Below are 23,606 nucleotides of genomic sequence, written 5' to 3'. Positions count from 1 at the left end.
TGTTCTCGAAGCTAGGCCTCAGGTTCCGGACCCCGCTGGCGAGCGGGTGAGCGGGTGATCCGAGCCGGTCGAAGCCCGACGCTACGGTGACAGACGGTTACTGACGGTGACTACGCAGAGTGTTGTGATCGCGACAGAACGCATCAGATCCCGACATCGCGGCACGAGATGGGTCACGTCCGGCGAAGCAGCCCGCGCTATCCACAGGCGCGTCCGCGGGCCAGCGCGGCAAGGCCCCGCCCGGGCAGTCTCGGGGGGTGCGTCTGGAGCTCACCGTGGTCGGTGCCGGGAACCGTGGTCCCGGCACCGACGTCGTCGTCACCGCGCCGTCCGCTACCCCGCTGGCGGACGTCCTGCCCGACCTCGCGCGCCTCGCCGAGACCGGGCCGCCCGATGTCGGATCGGCCACCGTGCTCGTCCGGGTCGACGGGCGCCCGGTGCCGCTCACCACGGCGCTCGGCACCCCACCGCTGCTGCGCGGCGCGGTGCTCGAGATCGGTGAGCCGGAGCCCGACGGCGGCCACGGCCCCACGCTCTGCGGTGGGACCGCCGAGCTCCGCGTGCTGTCCGGACCGGACGCCGGGGCACGGGGCACCGTGCCCCTCGGCAGGTCGGTCCTGGGCCGCGGGACGTCGTCGGTGGTGCCCCTCAGCGACCCGTCGGCGTCCCGACGCCACATCGAACTGGACACCGCCCCGGCGGGCACGCGCGTGCGGGACGCCGGGTCGGCCAACGGGGCTCTCCTGGACGGGCGCCCCCTCACCGACGCGTGGACCCCGCTCCTGCCCGGCGCCCGGTTGCGCGTAGGCGCCGGCGAACTCGAGCTTGCGGATCTTCGTGCGACGACGGGCGTACCGGTAGCCGGGCGGGACTGCTGGACGACCACCGCCGACAAGCGAGGCGGGGTGGTGCTCGACGGAGCGCCGCCCACGCCACCCCCGGCCCCCGAGTGCGTGGAGCTCGAGCTGCCGGCACGTCCCGACGTGCCTGCCGCCGCACCCATGGCCTGGGCAGCTGTGCTGGCTCCGGCGCTCGTGGCGGTGCCCCTGGCACTGCTGTGGTCTCCGGTGGCCCTGCTGCTGGCGGCGACCGGTCCGCTCGTGGCGCTGCTCACGGCCTTCGGAGACCGCCGCCGACGCGCCCGCAGCCACGCGGCAGCCCTGCTGGAGCACGACGCCGAGACCCAACGCGTCCGGGGTCGGGCACGGGCCGCACTGACTCGCGAGCGCGCAGCGCTGGAGGCGCTACACCCGGGACCGGCGGTGCTGCGGGAACTGGTGGAGCAGCGGGGCGCGCTGCTGTGGGCGTCGTCGTACGGCGCGGACCCGTCGCCACCGGACCTGTCGCCAGGGGACGGGTGGGTGGTGCGGCTCGGGATGGGCCCGGCGCGCTCCGCCGTCGTCGTCCGCGACTCCGGTCAGGAGGCGGACGGCGGCGAGGAGTCGCAGCCGCTGGAGCACGACGCGGCCCCGGTGGTGACGGACCTCGCCCGGTGGCCCCGGGTCGCGGTGAGCGGCGACCCGTCGGCGGCGCGCGCCGCTCTCCGCGCCCTGGTGTGCCAGCTGGCGGTGCTCCAACCGCCGGAGCAGCTGGAACTGCGCGTGGTCACCGACCGCCCGGACCAGTGGAGCTGGGTGCGGTGGCTGCCGCACACCGGTCGACGGTCGTCGGATGCTGCGCGTCGGGTCGTCGTCGTGGTCGATCTCGACGACGACGACCGCGTGGCTACCGGCGGCGCTGACCTGGTGCTGCACCGGACGGAGCACAGCGAGGGAGAACCCGCGGTGCTGCGTGTGGCGGTCGGGGGTACCGCGTCATGGTCGGGCGATGGTCGGGCGCGGCTCGGAGGAGGCCTGGGGCACCGCGCGCTCGTGGCCGACCTCGTCACGGTCGCCTGGGCGGAAGATGTCGCCCGCCGCCTGGCGCCGCTGCGACGCGGTGACACCGGCTCCGCCGGCAGCGCGTTCACCGAAGCCCCCGCCCTCGGTGAGCTCCTGGCGCGCTGCGCCGGCGCGGCCGTCGGGACAGAGGACCGTCTCGACGCTGACGCCGTCGCCGCGGGGTGGGACACGCCGCACGGTCCCGGCCTCGTCGTGCCGCTGGGGGTCCACACCGACGGCCGTCCCTGGCGGGTGGACCTCGACGCCGACGGCCCGCACGCGCTGGTCGCCGGGACCACCGGCGCGGGCAAGTCATCACTGCTCGTGGCGTGGGTGCTGTCGCTCGCGGTGGCGGCGCCACCGGAGGAGCTGGCGGTCGTACTGGTCGACTACAAGGGCGGCGCGACGGCGGGGCGACTGCGCGACCTGCCGCACCTCGTGGGTTCCGTCACCGACCTCGACGAGCACCTGGCCCACCGCGCGCTGACGTCGCTGACCGCCGAGGTCCGTCGCCGCGAGCGGGTACTCGCCGCGCGTGGCGCCAGTGACCGCGCGGAGCTGCTGCGGCACCGCCCCGACAGTGCCCGGTTGCTGCCGCGACTGCTCGTCGTCGTCGACGAGGTGCGCGTCCTGGCCGACGAGGTGCCCGACCTCGTGCCAGGGCTGGTGCGCCTGGCCGCAGTGGGACGCTCGCTGGGGATCCACCTGGTGCTCGCGACCCAGCGGCCAGCGGGCGCGGTCAGCGCCGACGCGCGCGCCAACACCAACCTGCGGATCGCGCTGCGGGTGCGTGACGCCCCCGACTCCCTGGATGTCCTCGACGACGTGCGCGCCGCCGCCCTCCCCCCGGACCGGCCGGGAGCGGCGCTGGTGCGGCGGGGCGGGCGGGAACTGGAGCCGGTGCAGGTGGCGTCACTGGTGCGACGACGACGGTCAGCGCCGCGCCTGGACATCGCGCAGCCGTGGGAGCCAGCGCAGCCGTGGGAGCCATCGCAGCCATGGGAGCCAGCGCAGCCGTGGGAGCCAGCGGCGCCCGGCGGGGTCGCGTCGCTGCAGGGCACCGCCGCCCCGGTGGACGCAGATGCGGACACTGTTGCGTTCGACGGCGAGGACGAAGCGCGGCTGCTGGTGGCAGCGCTGCGGGAGGCCGCCGCTCACCGGGAGCTGCCGCGCACCCCATGGCTGCCGCCGTTGCCCGATCTCCTGCCGTGGCGCCACCCCCGCGACGTTCCGTCCGCGGCTGCCCCGCCGGACGAGCCATCCGACGCCTGGACGCACGGCGGGCTGCTGCCGCTGGGGCTTCTCGACGAGCCGGCCGTTCCGGCGCAGCGACCGGTGCACTGGGCCGCGGAGGGACCGCTGGCGGTGTGCGGCGGACCAGGATCGGGACGGACGGCCCTGCTGCGCTGGCTGGCCGCCGCGGCCGAGCACCGGGAGGTGCACGTCGTGGGCGACCCCGCCGAGCTGGCGACTGTCAGAGGCTGGCCGCAGGTCGCCAGCACCGTGGACCCCGATGACGGTGAGCACCTCGTGCGCGTGCTCCGGCACGTCACCGACAGCCTCTGCGCGAGGCGTGGCGACCCGCCGCTGCTGCTCGTGGACGGCGCCGACCGGGTGCTGGCGGGCCGCGCGGCCCGCGGGCAGCGGCACGAGGCCGAGGCTGCCGCCGACCTGCTCGCCGACCTCGTCGCCGCGGGCGCACCGGTGGTGCTCGCGGGTGACCCCGTGGCGCTGTCCACCCGGGCCCTCGCCGGAGTGCGCGACGCGCTGCTGCTCGCCCCTGCCGACCGCACGGCCGCGGTGCTCGCGGGGGTTCCCGCCACCGCGATCCCCGTTCACTGGCCACCGGGCCGGGCGCTGCGGCTGCGCCCGGGGCCGGTCCGGGAGTGCCAGCTCCCCTTCCTCGACGTCAGCACAGAGCTCACCGGCGCCCCACGGGAGCGCGGCGCGTGCGCTGCGACCCGGACGCCCGCACTGCCGCACCACCTCCCGCTGGCTCAGCTGGACGTCGTCGCCGCCAGCCGGGAGCACCACGCCTCGTCCGCCCCGCCGACGGAGCTGGTCCTGGGTGTCGGCGGCGTGCACGCCGCGCCGACGGGGCTCGAGCTACCCGCCGGGACCGGAGCTCTGGTGGTCGGCCCCGCAGGATCCGGCCGGAGCACGGCTCTGGCGGTCCTGGCCGAGCAGGCTCGACGGCGCGGGCGTGCCGTGGTGCTGCTGAGGCCGCGAGCGCCGCTGCGCTCGTCGGCGCAGCGGCCGGTGGCTCACGAGGGTGGTGTTGGACGGCTGGTTCTGGAGGGCACCGACACCGCGACCGCGCAGGCGCTGCTCGCAGCGGTCAGCGGCAGCACGGAGGACGCGGAGGCGCCGCTGGTGCTCGTCGACGACGTCGAGCTGCTGCTCGGCACGCCCGTCGAGGCGCTGCTGCTCGACCTCGTCGAGGGCAGCGGACCGGCGTGCACGGTGGTCGCGGCGGGCACCAGCGGCTCGCTGCCGACCCATCGGGGTCTCGCGGTGGCGCTGCGCCGCCACCGCACGGGGCTGCTGCTGCACCCGTTGACCCCTGGTGACGCCGAGCTGCTCGGCGCGCGCACCCCCGCGGTGCGGGGCGGGCCGCCGGGGCGGGCGAGCCTCGTGCGAGCGGGGGCGCTCGTCGTCGTCCAGCTCGCCGAGGTGTGCTCCACGGGCGGACGGCCCGCTGAAGACCGGGTCAGCGCCGCCTGAGGTGAACGACGAGGCCGCGGTGGTCGCTGTCCCCCACGACCACCACGCGGGTGGACAGCACCCTCCAGGTGCGGTCGTCAACGAGCACGTGGTCGATCGGGGCCGCCAGCAGCGCAGGCGCGATCGACGGCCAGGTACCCAGCCCGCCGGCGCCGCTGCTCGCGGCGGCGTCGACGCACGGTCCCAGGTCGCGCAGGCCCGGGTGGTCGAGAGTGGTGTTGAAGTCACCGGCGACGATCGCCCCGGGAGCATCCGCACAGGCAGCGACGGCGCGCGGCACCTCGACGCGCCACTGCTCGACGGCGCCCCCGACGGGGACGGGGGCGAGCGGATGCACGGCCACGACCGGTCCGGGCAGGGACGGCACCGTGGCCGCCACCGCGGCGAGGGTGACGCGCGGGGCCGCCGCCGGCGCAGCGGTACCGAGGTCGGCGGCCACCAGCAGGCTCGTCGCGTGGTTCGGTTGCGGTGAGGTGGTGGCCGTGAAGACCTGGTAGGACCGCGGCAGCGCGTCGGCCGCCCGCTGCGCCAGCATCTGCGGGGTCTCCGGGAGGACGACGACGTCGGCGTCCGCGGCGGACACGGCCGCCGCGATCTGCGCCCCGCTCGATCCACCGAACTCGGTGTTGAGGCTCACGACGACGACGTCGCCTGCGACCCGCGGAACGTCTGCAGCGGGTGCCACCCCGCGTGCCACCAGGACAGCTCCGTGGAGCGCCGCGGCGAGGGCCAGCCCACCCGCCAGGACGGCTGCGGGCCCGTTCCTTGCACGCGACCTCGACGGGCTCGTGGACTGGGCCCTGGACCGGCGCAGCAGAGCAGCGACCTCAGCCACGCAGAGCACACCCACGGCGGTGAGCAGGAGCGCGACCACCAGGACGCCACGGAAGGGAATCACCTGCACCACAGGGCCCCACCCCGCGAGTCCCCCCGCGCCGGGCAAGGCTGTGACCACCGCAGGCAACGCCACCAGCGCCGCGATCACGCGGCCGGCTCGACGCCGGGGCGAGGCGACCGGGTCCGCCTGCTGCTGGTGCACGCCCCTACGGTGGCACCCGCGGTCCCAGCAGTGGTCGAGCGGCAGTCATCTCCGCGCGGGCCGCCGGTCAGGTTCGAGCAGATGGAGGAGCGCGCGTGGCCCCCGGCACCAGCATGAGCACCAGGATCCGCTGGGCGTCCCCGGACGACGTGGAGGCGATCGACGCGCTGGTGCGCGAGCTGGCCGTCTACGAGCGCGAGCCCGACGCCGTCGAGGCCACACCGGAGGACCTGCGCGCGGCGCTGTTCGCGCCGGGGTCTCGGGTGCGGGCGCTCGTCGCGGAGGTGCGCACCGACGCCGGCGACGCAGACAACGACGCAGCGGAGGCTGGGTGGGTGGTGGCTGGCACCGCCATCTCCTTCACGACCTACTCCACGTGGACCGGCCGCCACGGCACCTGGCTGGAAGACCTGTTCGTCAGGCCCGAGCACCGCGGGCTGGGTCTGGGGCGCGCGCTGCTCGCAGCGCTGGCCGCGGACGCCGTCGCGAAGGGACACCGCCGCCTGGAGTGGTCCGTGCTCGACTGGAACACGCCCGCTCAGGCGGTGTACCGCGCCATCGGCGCCCACCCCCTCGACGAGTGGACCCGGTGGCGCCTGGCCGACGAGGAGCTGCGCGCCCTCGCGGCCACCGGCGCCGTACCTCCCGAGGACCCTGCTGGTGATGCTGCTGCTGACGCTGCCGGTAACGCCGGGAACCACTGATCCGCTCCCAGGTCCACCGCGGTCGGCCCCGGGTGGCGATGGGCCCGCGCCTGCGTCGGTGTCCGGCAGGAGTGGGACGATGGCCGTCACGACGTCCGGCACGGCCGGCAGAGCACGAGGAGGCGACGGCGTGAGCGCAGCGGTCGACGAGCCCGCCGGCGCCTCAGCGGCTCCCCCCGCGGTCCCGTCGGCGGCCCTCGCAGCGGAGGGACCGGCGGACGGCTCGGGTGACCGGGTGGAGCTCGTGGTGCCGGCCGCGCCGGAGTACCTGTCCGTGCTGCGAACGGCGACCGCCGGGCTGGCCGCGCGGCTGGACCTCACGATCGACGAGATCGAAGACCTGCGGATCGCCGTCGACGAGGCCTGCGCTCTCGTGCTCGGCCCGCAGGCCCTGGACGGCTCCCCGGAGCTGCACGCCGTCGAGCCCGGAACGCCGGCAGTGCCGGCCCGATCGGCAGTGCCGGCGCAGCCGGTGCTGCACGCCCGCTTCGAGCTGGTCGGCGCCGGCCTGCTCGTCCGCGTCAGCGGCCCCTCCCAGACGTTGCCGAGTCGCGACAGCTTCGCGTGGGCCGTGCTGGAGGCCCTGGTCGACGGCCTGGAGACGGGGCGCGACGAGGAGGGCCGGCACTGGATCCGGCTGCGTCACGACGGTCCCGGGCGCGGATAGCGTGACCGCGCAGGGGCCGGAGGGCTCGCCGTCGTCGCTGGTCCGGACTGGCGTGCCCGAGCAGGGTTCGGGTCCGCACGCCGACGTTCCCCCTGACCTGCTCGAGCTGGCGCAGCTGCCCGAGGGCGATCCGCGGCGCACTGCGCTGCGCCACCGCGTCGTGGAGGCCCACCTGCCGCTGGTGCGGCACCTGGCCCGGCGCTACGCCGACCGCGGCGAGCCTATGGACGACCTGGTGCAGGTCGGCACGATCGGGCTGCTCAAAGCTGTCGACAGGTACGACGCCGACCGCGGCGTCCCGTTCTCGGCGTTCGCCGTCCCGACGGTGCTCGGGGAGATTCGCCGCCACTTCCGCGACCGCGGCTGGGCGGTGCGGGTGCCGCGGCGGCTCCAGGAGCTCTCGCGCACTCTCGCGGACGCCCGCACCGAACTCACTCAGGAGCTGGGGCGCTCCCCCACGGTCGCGGAGCTGGCCGAGCGCGCCCAGGTCGACGAGGACGCCGTCCTGGAGGGCATGGAGTCCGCGGGGGCGTACACCACCGTGCCCCTCGACGTCGGCGACATCGACGCGCCCGGCGCGTGGCTGGCCACCGACGACGAAGCGCTGCGCATCGTGGAAGACCGAGAGGCGCTGCGCCCCTTGCTGGCGCGCCTGCCCGCGCGGGAGCGGCGCATCATCGCGCTGCGCTTCGTGCGGGGGATGTCGCAGTCGCAGATCGCCGAGGAGGTGGGTATCTCGCAGATGCACGTCTCCCGCCTGCTCTCGCGGACGCTGGCTTCCCTGCGCGCGGAACTGGGAGACAACGTCAGCTGAGTCAGCTGAGTCAGCTGACCGGCGGACCCGCCGCCTCGTCGTCGCCGACCCACACCGACACGGGCCGGGACGCCAGGCAGACGCCCGCGGCGACGGCCAGCAGCACGAAGACCACAGCCAGCGGCCACAGGGGTCCGGTGACGAGCGGCGCGGTGAGCACCACCTGGAACAGCTGCCAGGTGAGCAGCGGCGCGCGCGCCCAGCGCCTCCCGGTCAGGAGAGCGCGGGCGCACAGCGTCAGTCCCGTCGCGAGGGCGGCGGCGAGGGCTGCGGTGGCCGTGGCGCCCACCGCGTCGGCTGCGGCGCCTCGGAGCAGCTCCACGCCGTAGAGCGCCAGTACCCCGAGCAGCGCGAGGACCTCCACGACGACCACCGAGACGGCCGCTACCAGCGCGGGCGGGCGGCTCCTGCTCATCACGCGCTTCCGCTCCTCTGCGATCTCCGGGCCGGCTCCGGGCTGTGTCCACGCTGCGTCTGACGGTCGCGGGACACTGCCTGGCGGGATTCGTTCCCGATTGGCGGAACACCCTGACCTGTTCCACCGTTGGTCAGATCAGAGCACGTCAAGACCTGCAGGAGGACTCCCTGCACCCCCGACACCCCGCGAGTGACTCGCCGCAGTTGACCCTTGTGCAACGCAACGGACTCTGTGACGATACCTGCGGAGGGGGCGCCACTGAGCGCCCCATATACGTGTTCGGACTCGTGAATCGCTTCACAAGGAGCGGGACGACCGGACGGACCCCGATGCACCGAGGAGCTCACTGATGGACTGGCGGCACCGCTCAGCGTGCCTCGAGGAAGACCCCGAGCTGTTCTTCCCGATCGGCAACACGGGCCCTGCCCTGCTGCAGATCGAGGAGGCGAAGGCGATCTGCCGGCGTTGCGACGTCGTGGAGACCTGCTTGAAGTGGGCGCTGGAGAACGGACAGGACTCCGGCGTCTGGGGCGGCCTCTCCGAAGACGAGCGCCGCGCGCTGAAGCGTCGCACCGCTCGCGCTCGTCGCGCCGGCTGACACCACACCGACCGCACTCTGCTCCGACAGCGAGAGCTGAGCGCCAGGTCTCCGACAGGGCCGTCCCGCACGCCGGGGCGGCCCTGCGGCGTATCCAGCCTCAAACGCGAGATCATCGAGCAGATCACGACGACGAGGAGCGGTCTCCTCGAGGCTCGCGCAGCTGCGCACGCACCACGGCCTCCGCGCCGCCGCCGGGCCGGTCGCGCCACTCGATGCTGCCGCGCAGCTCCCCCTGCACCAGCGCCTGCACGATCTGGCTGCCGAGGCCGCCGGTGTTCGGGGAGAAGTCGTCAGGAAGGCCCCTGCCGTCGTCGGCAACCGTGGCCGTGAGGCTCGTCCCGTCGCGCTCGGCACGCACCTCCACCCGACCGTCACCACCGCGCAGGCCGTGCTCGACGGCGTTGGTGACCAGCTCCGTGAGCACGAGCGCCAGGGCGGTGGCATCTTCGGCGCCGACCTGCCCGAAGGTGCCGATGCGCTTGGCGCTGGCCGCACCGGAGCTCGCCGCGAGGCTGGCGATGAGGCGCAGGCCACGGTCCATGACGTCGTCGAACTCAACGACCTCCTCGAAGCCCGCCGAGAGCGTCTCGTGCACGAGGGCGATGGTGCTGACGCGTCGCATCGCCTCCTCCAGCGCCGCGCGCCCCTCCTCGGACCCGATCCGGCGCGTCTGCAGGCGCAGCAGCGCCGACACCGTCTGGAGGTTGTTCTTCACCCGGTGGTGGATCTCCCGGATGGTGGCGTCCTTGGTGAGCAGCTCCTGCTCGCGCCGGTGGAGCTCGGTGACGTCGCGGCACAGCACCAGCGCGCCGTTACGGACCCCCTCCTCCACGAGCGGCACCGCGCGCAGCGACAGCGCCGCCTGCCGCGACTCCACGTCACAGCGCCACGGTGCCCGGCCGGTGACCACCAGCGGCAGCGTCTCGTCGACCTGGTGGGCGCTGTCCAGGCAGCTCGCGGTGACCTCCGCGAGGGAACGCCCCACGAGGTCACCGGTGAAGCCGAGACGCCGGTAGTCGGAACGGGCGTTGGGGCTGGCGTAGACGACGACACCCTCGACGTCGAGCCGCACCAGCCCGTCACCCACGCGCGGAGCGCCGCGGCGGGCGCCGGTGGGCGCGCCCTGGTGCGGGAAGGTGCCCTCGGAGACCATCCGGGCCAGCGCGTCGGCGCACTGCAGGTAGTTGCGCTCCAACCGGGAGGGTGCGCGCGGCACCGACAGGCTCGTGTCGCGGGACATCACGGCGATGACGCGGCCCTGCCGGACCACCGGCACCGTCTCCTCGCGCACCGGGGAGCCGTCGAGCCATTCCGGGTCGTGGTCGCGGCAGATGCGCGCCTCGGCGTAGGCCCTGTCGACCTGCTCGCGCTGGCCGGGGGCGATGTGCGTACCGACGACGTCCTCGTCGTGGACGGTCACGCCCGTGCTGGGACGGCAGTGGGCGACGACGACGAAGCCGCCCTCGCGGACGGGCACCCACAGCAGCAGGTCGGCGAAGGAGAGGTCGGAGAGCATCTGCCAGTCACCGACCAGCAGGTGCAGCCACTCTTCATCCGCAGGGTCGAGAACGCCCAGCCTGCGCACGAGGGAGCTCAGCGTCGGCACGCCGCCACCCTAGGGGTAGCCCTGGCGGAGGCAGGGAGCCGGGAGCTGTCCTCCGGAGGGGCTGCGCCGGGAGCGGTCCTACGGTGGGTCCGTGCGCCTCGACGTCCTGCTCCGCTACCCCGGCGACCCGCACCGGGTGGCGCAGCTCCTGGCAGACCCCGCCGTGCTGGACCGGCTCCTGGACGCCAGTGACTCCCTGTCCCACGAGGTGGCCGTCGAGGGCGACCCCGCGGGTCGCTTCCTCGTGAGGATCGAACGGGTGCTGCCCACCGACGAACTGCCCGACATCGCCCGCCGCTTCGTGGGGAGCTCGATGCGACTGTCGCAGGTCGACACGTGGGAGGCCCCTGCCCCCGACGGATCACGCACCGGCACCACGGAGCTGAAGGTGCCCGGGGCCCCCGTCACCGCCACCGCGAGGACGGCGCTGCGTCCCGTCCGCACCGGGGTGCTGCCCGGCAGCCGCGTGCACACCGAGCACTCCGTGAGCGGCACCCTCACAGCGTCGGTACCGCTGGTCGGCGGCAAGATCGAGCGCGCCGCCGAGGAGCCCCTCGTGCGGGCGCTGCGCGACCAGGAGCGCGACCTCGCCCAGCTGCTCAGCTGAGCCGATGAGCCGATCAGCCCAGTTCGTCGGCGAGCTGCGCGAGCTCGGAGGAGTCGTACCAGAGCAGGTCGTGGCCCTGCGCTCCGTCGACGGTGAACGTCGCGTCGTCGTCGCCGGAGTCCGCGGCGGGAAGCGCCGCGGCGGCCGCGGCGACGTCGGCCGCCGCCTCCGGTTCGTCGACGTGGGCGCTGACGACGGCGGCCAGGGGCAGCGGGGCGCCGAGCTCCACGAGGGACAGCGCCTCGGGTGGGTCGTCGTCGCGGACGGTGCGCACGCGCACCTGCGCGGCCGGGACGTCGGCCGCCAGCACCAGACGCCGCGCCACCCCCACCCCAGTCCCAGTCCCAGTCCCAGTCCCAGCAGCGAGGAGGCGAAGGCAGGAGTCCGCGGCGTCGAGCATGGCGGCCAGCTCGAGCTCCTCGGCGTCGCCCTCGGTGTAGTGCTCCCGCAGTGCGGGCGTCACGGCGTGCACGGGGGCCGTGGCCGGCAGATGACCGTCGCGCAGGCTCGTCGCGAGCTCGTGCGGCAGGAGGGCCGCGTAGACGCGCTCGGAGGCGCCACGGGAGGGGCTCACCCGCGCATCCTCACCCACCGCCGACGCCGGGTGCGCACGGGGGCTGGTGTGCCCTCGCCGTCGGCCTCCAACGCCCGGGTAGCCAGCTCACGCGCCAGGCCCGCGAGGGCCGTCCTCGCCGCAGAACCGGGGGCACATTCACGCAGGGTCCGGCCGGTGAGCAGGGCAAGGTCGCACGCGGCCCGGTCGTCGGGCACGAGCACCGCGTCGCGCACACCGGCATAGCGCGCCAGCGCCTCGGCCACCCGCGCCGACGGGCCCTGCCCCACCGCCGACGAGCGCACCTTGGTGACCACGGCACGCGGCGGACCGGCGAGCTCGGGCAGCGCCTCGGCGAGGTCCGCGAGCGCCCGGACCAGGCGCTGCAGCCCGACCGGGTCCGCCTGGCCCACGACGAGCATCTCGTCGGCGCAGGTCAGCGCGGTCGTCGTGGCGGCGTTGCGGCGGGGTGCCGCCGTGTCGAGCACCAGCTCCTCGTCCTGCTCGAGCGGTGCTGCGCAGTCGATGACGGTCCAGGTGGCCGCGGTGCGGCAGGTCGACCACAGCTCCTCCAGGGCGGCCGCGCCGAGTTCGTGCCACCGGTCGGCGCGTGGCAGACCCGTGAGGACGGACAGCCGGGGTGAGGCAGCGGGCGCGAGCTGCAGCAGGCGGCCCGGGGTCAGGGTTCCGGCGGCCGCGGCGCGGCAGGCGGCGGCGATGCCCGCGGACTCGTCGAGCAGCCCCAGCGCCTGCGCGGTGCTGGCGGCCCACGTGTCGGCGTCAACGAGGAGCACGTGCTCGCCGAGGGCGGCGAGCTCGGCAGCGACCGACACCGCGACGGTCGTGCGTCCGGGAGCGCCGGGAGCGCCCCAGACGGCGAGGAGGCGGCCCGCGCGGCGCGCCGGGTCGAGCGGGACGGTCCCGCCGTCGTCGTCCTCATCGTCGTCGTCACGGTCCAGACGCGGGTCCTGGGGGCTGGCGCTCGGCGCGGAGAGCGGCGCGCGCTCCACGGAGGGCACGGGCGTCGGGGACGGGACGCGACCGCCTGCGGCGCTGCCGTCGTCGTGGACCCCACTGGCCGCCTCAGTGACGGCGGCGGTGACCACCGCGGCGACCTCGACCCCTGTCGCCCCCGCGGAGACGACGTGAGAGACGCCCATCGCCTGCAGGCGTGCGGCGGCGCTCGCGGCCCCGACGGCAGGGAGCACGCCGACCACCGCGGTGCCCGAGACTGCCAGCCGCGCGAGGGCGTCACGGTCGAGCCGGTGCAGGTCGGCGGACAGCAGTGCCGCCCGGCCGTGGCCGGCGGCGCTGGCCGAGAGGAGCTCGCCGAGGTCGGCGCACCGGCGGACGACGACGACGCCGGGCACGCGCCCGAGGGCAGCGACGAGCTGCGCTTCCTCAGGGCCGGGCACCGCCGTGAGCAGGGGCAGTGGGGAGACGCCGGAGCGACGCGGAGCGGCGGACATCTCAGCTACCCGCCGGGGTCGAGCCGGGCACCAGCACCAGCGAGACCGTGGCGTCGGAGGCCAGCGCCACGAGCGCCTCCTGGAGCTGGGCGGGTGGGAGTTCCACCTGGACGAGGCCGCCGCGGCCCGCGGCGAAGGAGCCACCGTCGGTGACGACCTCCTGCACGACGGCGGAGGCGGCGAGCTGGCGGGGCGCGGTGGGGTCCTGACCGGCGGACGCCGTGGCCGTCGTCGCGCTGGCCACGGCACCGGTGCGGGAGGGCACGGGGGTGACCCAGACATCCACCAGCGACCCCGCGACCAGGCCCGACGGGAACGGTCCGTCGACGGGAAGGCCCACGGGCCGGGTGCTCAGCGCGGCGGCGCTGCCGACGGCGCTGCGGGGCAGCAGGTCTCCCGCGGCCACCGGACGCAGCGCGACGGCACCGGTGGGAGGCGCGGACCCCGCGGCGAGGTAACCGGCGGTGCCTCCCTCGAGCCGCACCCGCACCGCGCGCACGTCGTCGGCGGTGATGGCCTCTCCGGGGACGAGCGTGTGCGCCGCGACCCACACCGGTGTCGTCTCGTCCGCCGCCGAGACGACACGGGCCCCGACCAGCACCGAGGCAAGCACGAGGAGCAGGCCGATCACCAGCCGGGGGTCGCGCCAGGACGGCGCGCGCAGGCGAGCGGCAGGGGGTGACGAGGGCACGACGGCGACGGCGACCAAGGGGGGCTCCTGGGGACGGGATTGGTCGGGGCGTCACGGAGCGTCGCAGCCGGTGGCGGCGACGCGATGCCCCCGCGCGCTGGATCTCCCCGTCCGGGTGGTGGAGAGCTGGGTCGGTCGGGGCGGCGCGCGCACGGGCGTCAGCACCTGGTCACAGTGGGTGATCGTCGGTGGACAAGCGAGGACCATCCGCCGTCCGCGTGGGAGCATCCGGACGTGGCCGCGCGCTTCATGACCCTCGCCGACGTGGCCGAGACCCTCCAGGTGTCGGCCGCGCAGGCCTACGCCCTCGTGCGCAGCGGCGAGCTGCCCGCCATCAAGGTCGGCGGTCGCGGGCAGTGGCGGGTGGAGATCTCCGTCCTGGAGGACTACATCCAGGGCAAGTACGCCGAGACGCGCGCCCTCGTCGCCTCGAACTCCGAGTTCGAGGCCGAGCTCGCCGACTGAGCTCTCAGGCCGTCAGCCCGAACGGCGCACGCAGCCCAGCGCCCCCACGGGGACGACGACCACCCCGCGCACCGCACCCTGGCGGCGCGGTTCGTCCACCGGGTGCTGAGCGAGGTCGAGGTGGTCTGCTCCCACCCTGTCGACCGTGCCGGTGAGCACCAGGGGCGGGTGACCCCGCAGCCACACCGTCACCGGTGACCTGTCGCGGGCGAGGCCCCGCAGCGCGGACGCCAGACCGAGGCGGCCCTCGACGACCCCCGGCGGAGCTGCCAGCGACCGCGTGAGGCCTTGCAGCAACGCCACGGCAGCCAGCGGGACCAGCGCCTCCCCTGTCGCCTCGCGCACGAGCAGCCAGTCCGGCCCGGCGGCGCTCAGGACACCCTCCACCGAGCTTCCGCCGTCGAGACGCACCACCAACCGCTGGCCCGGGGCTGCGCGCAGCCGGTCGCGCAGCTCAACACCCGCGACCTCCGCGCGCACCCGCTCGGCGTGCATGGCGGCGACGTCGTCGGCGGCGGCGTCGAGCTGCGCCTCGAGGTCGGCGAACAGAGCGTCCCAGCGCATGGACCCACGGTAAGCGCGCTGATCCGGACGGCGTCCTCTGTCCACACGCCACCCACCGAGATCGCAGCGTCGGACGGCGGCGACGGCATCATCCGCACATGCCATCTAGCGACAGCAAACACCATCAAACGAAGGCAATGAGCACCAACGGCTGGCGGTCGGCCCTCGCGACGGTCGCCGTCGGATCGCTCGGCACCGCCGGGGTGGCGCTCGCCGTGGATGCCGTGCGCGGCCTCGGCCAGGCGCCCCTGGACGTCGACTCGGCCGTCGCCGGCATCGCCGGCTTCGCCCTGGGCGCCGTGCTGCTCGTGTGGTGCGCCGGTGCCGCGGCCGCAGTGGTGGCGAGCGCCTGCGGCATCGGTGGCCGCGCCGGAGCGGCATTGCGTGCCGTTGCCGCCGCGACGACGCCCCTGCTCCTGCGCCGGCTGCTCGCGGGTCTGCTGGGCGCCGCGGTCCTCGGTGGGGTGGCAGCCCCCGCGATGGCAGCCGAGCGGACGACGGCGACGACGATGACGAAGGCGACGACGACGGCCAGCACCGCCCCGAGCCTGTCCTGGCCGTCGAGCGCGCACTCCACGCCCGCCGCTCCTGCGGCCACCCCAACCCCCACGACCGCACCCGCACCCGCACCCGCGCCCCTGTCAGCACCCCCGACCACACGGGCTTCGACGACGACGGCCGGCCCGACAACGGTGGTGGTGCAGCCGGGCGACACCCTGTGGACGATCACCGCACGGCACCTGCCCGCAGGCAGCACGCGAGCGGCTGTCGCCGCTGCCTGGCCCCGCTGGTACGCCGCCAACCGCGCTGTCATTGGGTCCGACCCCGACCGGCTCCGTCCCGGTCAGCGGCTGGTCGCCCCGTGAGCACCGCAGCGTCGACTCGCTCAGCTCCCCCGTCCCTCTCGCCGCCACCGGCGCCGCCAGCTCCGCCGGTAATCCGTGTGGTGCCCGCACCGCGCTCGGAGCCCAAGGCGCTGGGCGCTCCCGTCGAGCGGCGCCGCCCACCCGTCATCGCCCTTCAGGGGGTGCTGCCGCTCGTCCTCGAGGGACGCGCCCCGCAGGGTGTCGACCCGGCCGTCGCCCCGCGGGTGACAGCGACCACCTCGCTGCCCGATCCGGAGCCACTGTGCGGGGGCCTCGTCGTCGCCGCCGTCGAGGTCCTCGCGGGCACGCGGCCCGCCGCGCAGCTCCTGCGGTGGCTGACCGCCGAGGTCTACGCCGGCCTCCAGCAGCGCGCCGCGCTCGCGCAGCGCGTGCGCGGCCGCCGCCGCGCCACCCGCGCCGTCGTCCGCCGGGTTCTCGCCACCTCGCCCCGCGACGGTGTGGTCGAAGCCGCGGTGGTCGTCTGGGACGGCGAGCGGGTGCGCGCCGCCGCCGTGAGACTCGAAGGCCTCGACGGTCGGTGGCGCGTCACCGCACTGCAGGTCGGCTGAGCCCGCCGCGAATGATCGGCGGGTTCTGGACTCAGGCCTTCTTGCGGGCCCGGCGCTCGCGGCGGCTGCCGCCGTCCGCGGTGGGACCACCGGTGACCTCGACGTCGCCGTCAGCGGACGGCGCCGTGTACTGCAGCTGCTGGGGGGCGCCACCGCCCTCAAGGCCCGGGGCCACGAGCGTCGGGGCCTGCTCCCCCGCGACAGCGGCGTCGTCGTCGCGGACCGGTTCGGTGGGTACCTGCACCTCGAGGTTGAAGACGTACCCGACCGACTCCTCCTTGATGCCCTCGAGCATCGCCTGGAAGAGCTGGTAGCCCTCGCGCTGGTACTCCACCAGCGGGTCGCGCTGGGCCATCGCCCGCAGCGAGATGCCCTCCTGGAGGTAGTCCATCTCGTAGAGGTGCTCGCGCCACTTCCGGTCGAGCACGCTGAGCACCACGCGACGCTCCAGCTCGCGGATGACGGGGCCACCCAGGGCGCGCTCGCGCTCGAGGAACTGCTGCTCGGCGTCGGAGACGAGCTCCTCCAGCAGCATCTGCTGGGTGATGGCAGAGCGGCCGCCGGCCTCCTCCTCCACCTCGGCCACGGTGATCGACACCGGGTAGAGCGTCTTGAGAGCCAGCCACAGCTGGTCGAGGTCCCAGTCCTCGGCGAAGCCGTTGGCGGTCGCTGCGGTGACGTACCCGGTGACGACGTCGCGCACGAAGTGCCCGACCTGCTCGTGCAGGTCCTCCCCCTCGAGCACGCGGCGGCGCTCGGCGTAGATGACCTCGCGCTGACGGTTCAGGACGTCGTCGTACTTGAGGACGTTCTTGCGGATCTCGAAGTTGCGGCTCTCCACCTGGCTCTGCGCGCTCTGGATGGCGCGGCTCACCAGCTTGGACTCCAGCGGCACGTCGTCGGGGATGCCCGCGCGGGTCAGCATCGACTCGGCCAGGCCGGAGTTGAACAGGCGCATGAGGTCGTCGGCCATGGACAGGTAGAACCGCGACTCGCCCGGGTCTCCCTGGCGACCGGAGCGACCGCGCAGCTGGTTGTCGATGCGGCGCGACTCGTGCCGCTCGGTGCCCAGCACGTACAGGCCGCCCAGCTCGGTGACCTTCGCGGCGTCGGCGGCGACGGCGTCCTTCGCGCGCTGCAGCGCCTCGGGCCAGGCGGCGTCGTACGCCTCGGCGTCCTCGGCGGGGTCGAGGCCGCGCTCGGACAGCTCCGCCACGGCCAGGAACTCCGCGTTGCCGCCGAGCATGATGTCCGTACCACGGCCCGCCATGTTGGTGGCCACGGTGACAGCTCCTGCGCGGCCCGCCATCGCGATGATTGCCGCTTCCCTGGCGTGCTGCTTGGCGTTGAGCACCTCGTGGGTGATGCCCTTCTTCACCAGCTGCTGGGAGAGGTACTCGCTCTTGGCCACGCTCGTGGTGCCCACGAGGATCGGCTGGCCGTTCGCGTGACGGTCGGCGATGTCCTCGACGACGGCGTTGAACTTCGCGACCTCCGTCTTGTAGACGAGGTCGGGCTGGTCGGTGCGCGCGACCGGCTTGTTCGTGGGGATCGGCACCACGCCCAGCTTGTAGATCTGGTGGAACTCGGCGGCCTCCGTCGTGGCCGTGCCGGTCATCCCCGAGAGCTTGTCGTAGAGGCGGAAGTAGTTCTGCAGCGTGATCGTGGCGAGCGTCTGGTTCTCGGCCTTGACCTCCACACCCTCCTTGGCCTCGATGGCCTGGTGCATGCCCTCGTTGTAGCGGCGGCCGGCGAGGATGCGACCGGTGTGCTCATCGACGATCATGACCTCGCCGTCGACGACGACGTAGTCCTTGTCGCGCGTGAAGAGCTCCTTCGCCTTCACCGCGTTGTTGATGTAGCCGACGTAGGGCGTGTTCACCGAGTCGTAGAGGTTGTCGATGCCGAGCTGGTCCTCGACCTTCTCGATACCCGGCTCGAGGATGCCGACGGTGCGCTTCTTCTCGTCGACCTCGTAGTCGATGTCGCGCTGGAGCCGGCGCACGATACGGGCGAACTCGCCGTACCACTTCGAGGCGTCGCCCTGGGCAGGCCCGGAGATGATCAGCGGGGTACGAGCCTCGTCGATGAGGATCGAGTCGACCTCGTCGACGATGCAGAAGTGGTGACCGCGCTGCACAAGGTCACCGGAGTTCCACGCCATGTTGTCGCGCAGGTAGTCGAAGCCGAACTGCGTGTTGGTGCCGTAGGTGATGTCCGAGGCGTACTGGGCGCGGCGCTCGGCCGGGGCCATCCCGTCGAGGACACAACCGCTGGTGAGGCCCAGGTGGCGGTAGACGCGGCCCATGAGGTCGCTCTGGTAGCTGGCGAGGAAGTCGTTGACGGTGATGACGTGCGTGCCCTTACCGGGGATCGCGTTGAGGTAGGCGGCGAAGACGCCGGTCAGGGTCTTGCCCTCACCGGTCTTCATCTCGGCGATGTTCCCCTGGTGCAGGGCGGCGCCGCCCATGAGCTGCACGTCGTACGGGCGCTGCCCCAGCACCCGGCGGGCGCCCTCGCGGACCACCGCGAACGCCTCCGGCAGCAGGTCGTCGAGGGTCTCGCCGTCCGCGTAGCGAGAGCGGAACCTGTCCGTCTCCTCTGCCAGCTCGGCGTCGGACAGGGGGGTGAAATCGTCCTCGAGGGCGTTCACCTGCTTCACGAGCCCCTGCAGGCGGCGCAGCGTGCGACCCTCGCCGGCGCGCAGCACCTTCTCCAGCAGACCAGGCACGGTCCCTCCCCGATTCTTCTTGCTCACACTCGCAGAACAGCTCGAAAGGCCACTCGAAAGGCCCTTGCCATCGTAGGCGCGGGCCGGACCGCTCAGGCCCACTTGCCTCGGAGGGCCACAGGCACCACTGTGCGGCGGTGACCGGGAACGATCGCGAGGACCCGGCACCCGCGACCCTGCGGCTGGGTGATCGCGAAGTGCTGGTTCGGCCGATCGGGCCCGCCGACGCTGCTTTGGTGCAGGAGCTCTTGGACGACCGCGACGTCCAACGGTGGCTGCCCGACCTGCCGTCCGGGCTGACATCCGGGCTGACATCCGGGCTGACATCCGGGCTGACATCCGGGTTGGGAGTGCCGGGGCATCGACCGTCCGGGCCCGTGCACCGCCTCGCCATCGAGAGGGCAGGGGTGTTCGCCGGGGTGGTGGTGCTCGCCGAGGACGGCGAGGGCGGCGGGTGGCTGACGGCCGCAGCGCTTCCCGAGGCGCGCGGGCGCGGGACGACGGCGAGCGCCGTCAGGCTTGTGCTGACCTGGGCGTTCGTGGAGCTGGGACTGCAGACCGTGCACTGGTGCGTCGAAGCGGGGGCGTGGCCGGCGCGACGGCTCGCGTGGGCCTGCGGCAGCGACGTCGACGGAACGGTCCGAACGCTGGTGCCCGTCCGGGGAGACCTCCGCGACGCCTGGATCGGCACCTGGCGCTGGGACTCCCCCCTGCAGCGCGAGAGCCGCTGGCTTGTTCCCGTCGAGCTCGCCGGAGGCGGCGTCAGGCTGGGGCCGCACCGCGCCGGTGACGTGCAGCGGGTGGCCGAGGCGTGCGCCGCCGCCTCGACCCAGGCGTGGCTGCCGTCGCTCCCGAACCCCTACACGGTGCTCGACGCCGCGAGCTGGGTGGCCGGTCGCGAGGAGGAGCAGGCCCGGGGGGCCGGGGTGTTCTGGGCCGTGCGGTCCGATCAGCCCCAGATCTCCGGGGACGACGACGGCGAGCGCCCCGACCCCGCACCGCTCGTCGCGGAGGTAGGGCTCTTCCCGCTCGGAGGGGGTGTCCGCGCCGGGGAGATCGGCTACTGGTGCCACCCCGACGCACGCGGGCGGGGCGTCACCACCGCCGCGGTCCGCCTCGTCGTCGCGCACGCCTTCGCGCCCGTGGAGTCCGGTGGGCTGGGCATGGAGCGGCTGGTGATGCGGATCGCCAGCCGGAACGAGCCGAGCCGGCGGCTCGCCATGAGGGTGGGTTTCCAGGAGGTCGGCGTCGACCGGGGAGCCGAGAAGCTGCGCGACGGCACCGTCGACGACTTCGTTCGCTACGACTTGCTCGTCGGCGAGGCATAGGACGAGGACTCGTGCGGGGTGCCCCCGGCGAAATTTCCGGAGGTGAGGCGGGCGGGAGAGCTCCACACTGGCTCGGTGACCGTGCCGACCAGCGGACCTACGCCCACTCCGGCCCCCGGCGACCCGTCGCTGCGACGTGTTCACGTCGTCGTCGAGTTGCAGGCTCCCGCCGATGGAGCCACCGGGGGCGTCCAGGGCGCAGCTGACGCCGTAGCGGAGAAGCTGCCGTGGAACCGGCTGCCCGCGATGGTGGACAGCGCGTCCCGCGAGGCTGCGGTGGTGGCTGCGGACGACAGCCGCTCCCTGGAGGTGGTGCTCCTGCTCGAGGCGCACACGGAGGATGAAGCTGACGCTGACGCTGTCTCCGTCGTCACCGAAGCCCTCGATGCAGCCGGGCTGTCGCCGGACGCCGCCACCCCCCGCCAGGTCGTCGTGCGAGACGCCTACCTGCCCTGACACGCAGGATCGCGGCCCGGCACAGCAAGGGGGCGGCTCGCGTCAGTCGAACCCGCGGACAAGATCCGGCAGCACGGGTGTTGCTCGGCGGTGGTAGACGAGGCCGGTCGTTGAGGTCCACACGAAGGTGCCCGGACTGGGCTGTTCCAGGGTCCAGTCTCCGTGGGTCTTGGCTTGGTGCCAGGGCACGCAGATGCTGCCGAGGTTGCCGGCTTCGGTGAGCCCTCCGCGTAGCCGGGTGGGGGTGTGCGGTCCGTAGGCGATGGTGTGGTCCAACTGGGTGGCGCCGGCGCGTGCGGGGTGGTGGCAGACCGGGGAGATGCAGGTCGCGTCGCGGGAGCGCACGAACGCGGCCAACAGGGTGGAGGGCCGGTAGGCAACCTCCACCCGGGTGCGGGGGTCGTGCAGATCTGGGGCTGCCGGCTGGGCGAGCAGCAGGTCGAGCTGGTCGGCGGTGCTGACGGCGTTGGCCGGGTGGCCTGCGCGGTCGGTCTGGTCTGTGCGGTTGGGGGCGGGCAGGGTCCAGCGGGAGCGGTGCAGCAGCACCCCGCTGGCCGGGTCGGCGACCAGGCGTCGCCAGCGGGCAGCGCGGATCGCCGCGCGGGTGATCTCCGGTGAGAGGCGTCCGGCGCCGGGGATGTACCCGAACGGTCCGAATCCTGCAAGGGGCCGGCGGGCACGGCGAGCGGCGCGGGCAGCTTTCAGCCGAGCCGATCCTCGCGTTTCCATCGAAGGGCTAGCGCTGCCGCTGTCGGTCTTTGCGGTGCTGCGACTGGCTGTCGTGGAGTCGTTCGGGTTCGGGTTCGGGGCAGGTCGGGGTGTCCCGGTAGCGTCGCGGCGCCACGGGGTGGGGTCGCTTCGGTGGGCCGGGGACGGGCCCGGCTGGTCGGTGGCGGGGTGTGTCGTTGTGGGGCGGGGTCGTTCTCGGCCACCGGGTGGTCTCGTCGCCCTCGCCGCCGGCGAGGGTGGCGATGAGCCCGGCCGGGAGGCCGGTGGTGGGGTCGCTGACGAGCCCGACGACCCGTCGGGATCGCTGTCGCGCTGGTCGCGGGCCTGGCTGCTGGACTCAGGGGCGGGGCTGCCGGTGTCGGCGTCGAGCCAGGCATCTGGTGCGCCTAGGTCGTCGGGCCAGTCGTCGGCTTCGACGGGCCATCCGTCAGGTCCGTCGCCGTCAGGTCCGTCGCCGTCGCCGTCGCCGTCGCCGTCGCCGTCGCCGTCGCCGAGATCGTTACCCCCGGGCCAGCCGCTCGGCCCGTCCTCTGGGTCATCCGGTCCGTCTTCGGGGTCGCTTTCGTCATCGATGAGGTCGTCAGCGAGGACCACGATGTGGATCTCGGACAGACGAGCTCGCTGCTCCGGCGTGGGGATACGCACCGGTGCGCGAGTGTCCGGCTGCAGACCCGCCACCGGCTCACCCTGTTCACTGTCGTCGGTGTCGTCGCTCAGGTCGGAGTCGGGCTCGGGAGCCGACTCGCTGCTCGGCTCACTGGGTTCGGGCGATGCCGTGGCGGCCTCGGACGGGCCGCAGCGCACGCAGTGAGCACACCCACCGGAGGAACCCGCCTCCTCGGTCGAAGCCGAGGCAGGCGGCGTGGGCGCGGAAGTCGCGCTCAGCCCTGCCTGTGCCAACGCCTCAGCCCACTGCGAGGGCGTCGGGGTGAAGTCACCCAGCAGGATCGAGACCAAGGCATCGGCGCGAAACGCCGCCAGCCCCCGCGGGTCACGCTCCACCGACCCGCCATCAGGGTCGGTCTCCTCAGCGGGCGGACCGTCCTTGGCTGCCACCGCGATCTGCTGCAGCAGCTGCCACACCCGCTGGGCGTCCCCGGTCTCCAGGTCGGCCACCAGCCGGGTACACCCCGCCTTGGACGACCGCGACAGCACCACATCACGCTGCTCGATCCCGGCTGCCATCGACCGCGCCGCGTACCCGGGGTCAGCAGCCAACGCTGCCTGCTCCACCTGCGCCGCCAACCGCGCCCGCGACATCGTCACCGCCGCGCGCACGCCGGCCTCTTCCACCGCCGTCCGTGCAGCAGCCCCCGGCAGCTTGGCTACCGCCGCTGCCACCACCTGCCACTGCTCCACGGTGATCGCTCCGCACTCCAGTGCCTGCGCCGCCCGCGGCATCTGGGCATGCTGACGAGCCCACCCGACCAGGCGTGACGCCGAGCGCACCGAGGTCCGCAACGCTGCCGCCAACTCATCAGCCGCCGGACGGTGAGAATCCTTGGCGAGGGCACGGCCGGGACGCTCGGCCAGCTTCACCCGGTCCAGATGACCGATTGCGGTCAGGGTCGCCGCGAACACGAAACTCTGGGTGCGCTGCAGGGCGGTGGTGACCTCCGCCCACTCCCGTCCACTGAGGTCCAGCACCGGCGCCACCCCAACAGCGCCGGCGCGGAACTCGCCGTCGTCGATGTCACTGAGGAGGTCGTCGGCGTCAGCGAGATCGGCGGCGCGGGCCTGGGACAGGCCCACCGCGGCCAACAGGCCATCCAGGTCCGCCAACTGGCCCGGCTCGGGAACTCCCGCCAGCGCGGCCTCCACCACCGGGCGCATGCGACGCCGCTCGGCGACCACCCCGCGAAGCGGGTCATCGGCCAGCTGCTCAGACCACCACGCCGTCGATCGCGACCCCGACACGCCAGAGCCACGAGCCGCGTCACCGTTGAACTCCTGGGCGCGCTCGTCGTCGCCGAGGTCGTCCTCGAGATCGAAAGCATCGCCCCGGGAACCGGGCGCGCGCCAGGGGGCGGGCTCGTCGTCGGGATCACCGACGGCCCACTCCGGCGGCGCACTCGAACTCATGTTCCACAAGCTAGAGGGCACCACTGACAGTCCGGTCGGAGTC

The 23,606-nt window shown here is 74.1% G+C and carries 20 protein-coding genes; 11 read left to right on the top strand and 9 right to left on the bottom strand.

From position 1 onward, the window contains the following. Window positions 1-257: 257 nt before the first annotated feature. Entirely contained in the window at window positions 258-4,604 is a 4,347-nt protein-coding gene (locus tag BXY45_RS05660) for an FtsK/SpoIIIE domain-containing protein (protein ID WP_109773358.1), read from the top strand. Here the strand turns inward: BXY45_RS05660 and BXY45_RS05655 are convergent. Beyond that, a complete protein-coding gene (locus BXY45_RS05655) occupies window positions 4,591-5,643 on the bottom strand; it encodes an endonuclease/exonuclease/phosphatase family protein (protein WP_170131331.1) in 1,053 nt (350 codons plus the stop codon). The genes BXY45_RS05660 and BXY45_RS05655 overlap by 14 nt on opposite strands. A 113-nt stretch (window positions 5,644-5,756) precedes the next feature. Here BXY45_RS05655 and BXY45_RS05650 point away from each other — a divergent pair, with 113 nt between their 5' ends. From BXY45_RS05650 to BXY45_RS05640, 3 genes are all read left to right on the top strand, one after another. Beyond that, entirely contained in the window at window positions 5,757-6,347 is a 591-nt protein-coding gene (locus BXY45_RS05650) for a GNAT family N-acetyltransferase (RefSeq protein WP_109773480.1), read from the top strand. A 235-nt stretch (window positions 6,348-6,582) separates the two neighbouring features. After that, complete coding sequence (locus BXY45_RS05645; protein ID WP_342799516.1) at window positions 6,583-7,014, top strand: ATP-binding protein; 432 nt, start codon at window positions 6,583-6,585, stop codon at window positions 7,012-7,014. Between the two features lies 1 nt (window position 7,015). Next, window positions 7,016-7,828: a SigB/SigF/SigG family RNA polymerase sigma factor gene (locus BXY45_RS05640; RefSeq protein ID WP_109773355.1), complete on the top strand. Its 813-nt coding sequence runs from the start codon at window positions 7,016-7,018 to the stop codon at window positions 7,826-7,828. Window positions 7,829-7,838: 10 nt separating this feature from the next. Here the strand turns inward: BXY45_RS05640 and BXY45_RS05635 are convergent, their stop codons facing one another. Further along, window positions 7,839-8,243 carry a hypothetical protein gene (locus tag BXY45_RS05635; protein WP_146211095.1) on the bottom strand — a complete coding sequence of 135 codons (405 nt, stop codon included), beginning with the start codon at window positions 8,241-8,243 and terminating at the stop codon, window positions 7,839-7,841. A 352-nt stretch (window positions 8,244-8,595) separates the two neighbouring features. On the opposite strand from BXY45_RS05635, the gene BXY45_RS05630 reads away from it, so the two are divergent. Continuing rightward, window positions 8,596-8,844, top strand: a complete 249-nt coding sequence (locus BXY45_RS05630) for a WhiB family transcriptional regulator (protein ID WP_109773353.1) — start codon at window positions 8,596-8,598, stop codon at window positions 8,842-8,844. Between the two features lie 124 nt (window positions 8,845-8,968). Here the strand turns inward: BXY45_RS05630 and BXY45_RS05625 are convergent, their stop codons facing one another. Next, window positions 8,969-10,453 carry a sensor histidine kinase gene (locus tag BXY45_RS05625; RefSeq protein ID WP_109773352.1) on the bottom strand — a complete coding sequence of 495 codons (1,485 nt, stop codon included), beginning with the start codon at window positions 10,451-10,453 and terminating at the stop codon, window positions 8,969-8,971. 91 nt (window positions 10,454-10,544) lie between these two features. On the opposite strand from BXY45_RS05625, the gene BXY45_RS05620 reads away from it, so the two are divergent. After that, window positions 10,545-11,060 (top strand): DUF2505 domain-containing protein, encoded by a 516-nt coding sequence (locus tag BXY45_RS05620; protein WP_170131330.1) that lies wholly within the window; start codon window positions 10,545-10,547, stop codon window positions 11,058-11,060. A 13-nt stretch (window positions 11,061-11,073) separates the two neighbouring features. On the opposite strand, the gene BXY45_RS05615 is transcribed toward BXY45_RS05620, so the two are convergent. Genes BXY45_RS05615 through BXY45_RS05605 form a run of 3 tightly spaced genes read right to left on the bottom strand, consistent with a single transcriptional unit; the run spans window position 11,074 to window position 13,791 of the window. After that, window positions 11,074-11,634: a DUF6912 family protein gene (locus BXY45_RS05615; RefSeq protein WP_211319254.1), complete on the bottom strand. Its 561-nt coding sequence runs from the start codon at window positions 11,632-11,634 to the stop codon at window positions 11,074-11,076. Further along, the gene (locus BXY45_RS05610) at window positions 11,631-13,082 is read right to left on the bottom strand and encodes a CpaE/TadZ family protein (RefSeq protein ID WP_109773350.1); all 1,452 of its coding nucleotides are present in this window, start codon (window positions 13,080-13,082) and stop codon (window positions 11,631-11,633) included. The genes BXY45_RS05615 and BXY45_RS05610 overlap by 4 nt, the downstream gene beginning before the upstream one ends. A gap of 1 nt (window position 13,083) precedes the next feature. Beyond that, complete coding sequence (locus BXY45_RS05605) at window positions 13,084-13,791, bottom strand: SAF domain-containing protein (protein ID WP_109773349.1); 708 nt, start codon at window positions 13,789-13,791, stop codon at window positions 13,084-13,086. Between the two features lie 216 nt (window positions 13,792-14,007). Here BXY45_RS05605 and BXY45_RS05600 point away from each other — a divergent pair, with 216 nt between their 5' ends. Next, complete coding sequence (locus BXY45_RS05600) at window positions 14,008-14,238, top strand: helix-turn-helix domain-containing protein (protein WP_109773348.1); 231 nt, start codon at window positions 14,008-14,010, stop codon at window positions 14,236-14,238. 12 nt (window positions 14,239-14,250) lie between these two features. Here the strand turns inward: BXY45_RS05600 and BXY45_RS05595 are convergent, their stop codons facing one another. Next, window positions 14,251-14,802, bottom strand: a complete 552-nt coding sequence (locus BXY45_RS05595; RefSeq protein ID WP_109773347.1) for a hypothetical protein — start codon at window positions 14,800-14,802, stop codon at window positions 14,251-14,253. Between the two features lie 137 nt (window positions 14,803-14,939). Between BXY45_RS05595 and BXY45_RS05590 the strand changes: the two genes are divergently transcribed. Then, window positions 14,940-15,668 carry a LysM peptidoglycan-binding domain-containing protein gene (locus BXY45_RS05590; RefSeq protein ID WP_109773346.1) on the top strand — a complete coding sequence of 243 codons (729 nt, stop codon included), beginning with the start codon at window positions 14,940-14,942 and terminating at the stop codon, window positions 15,666-15,668. 80 nt (window positions 15,669-15,748) lie between these two features. Continuing rightward, window positions 15,749-16,237, top strand: coding sequence for an Rv3235 family protein (locus tag BXY45_RS05585; protein WP_146211094.1), 489 nt, complete (start codon window positions 15,749-15,751; stop codon window positions 16,235-16,237). Window positions 16,238-16,268: 31 nt separating this feature from the next. On the opposite strand, the gene secA is transcribed toward BXY45_RS05585, so the two are convergent. Next, window positions 16,269-18,968, bottom strand: a complete 2,700-nt coding sequence (gene secA / locus BXY45_RS05580; protein ID WP_109773344.1) for a preprotein translocase subunit SecA — start codon at window positions 18,966-18,968, stop codon at window positions 16,269-16,271. 137 nt (window positions 18,969-19,105) lie between these two features. Here secA and BXY45_RS05575 point away from each other — a divergent pair, with 137 nt between their 5' ends. Next, the gene (locus BXY45_RS05575; RefSeq protein WP_109773343.1) at window positions 19,106-20,296 is read left to right on the top strand and encodes a GNAT family N-acetyltransferase; all 1,191 of its coding nucleotides are present in this window, start codon (window positions 19,106-19,108) and stop codon (window positions 20,294-20,296) included. 75 nt (window positions 20,297-20,371) lie between these two features. Next, window positions 20,372-20,752 (top strand): hypothetical protein, encoded by a 381-nt coding sequence (locus tag BXY45_RS05570; RefSeq protein ID WP_109773342.1) that lies wholly within the window; start codon window positions 20,372-20,374, stop codon window positions 20,750-20,752. Between the two features lie 42 nt (window positions 20,753-20,794). Here the strand turns inward: BXY45_RS05570 and BXY45_RS05565 are convergent, their stop codons facing one another. Beyond that, window positions 20,795-23,563, bottom strand: coding sequence for a 13E12 repeat family protein (locus tag BXY45_RS05565; RefSeq protein WP_109773341.1), 2,769 nt, complete (start codon window positions 23,561-23,563; stop codon window positions 20,795-20,797). Window positions 23,564-23,606: the final 43 nt, after the last annotated feature.

The organism is Quadrisphaera granulorum (assembly GCF_003149145.1).
GTDB classification, from domain to species: domain Bacteria; phylum Actinomycetota; class Actinomycetes; order Actinomycetales; family Quadrisphaeraceae; genus Quadrisphaera; species Quadrisphaera granulorum.
The sequence above is the reverse complement of the archived record's forward strand: the minus strand, read 5'-3'. Positions and strand labels throughout refer to the sequence as shown.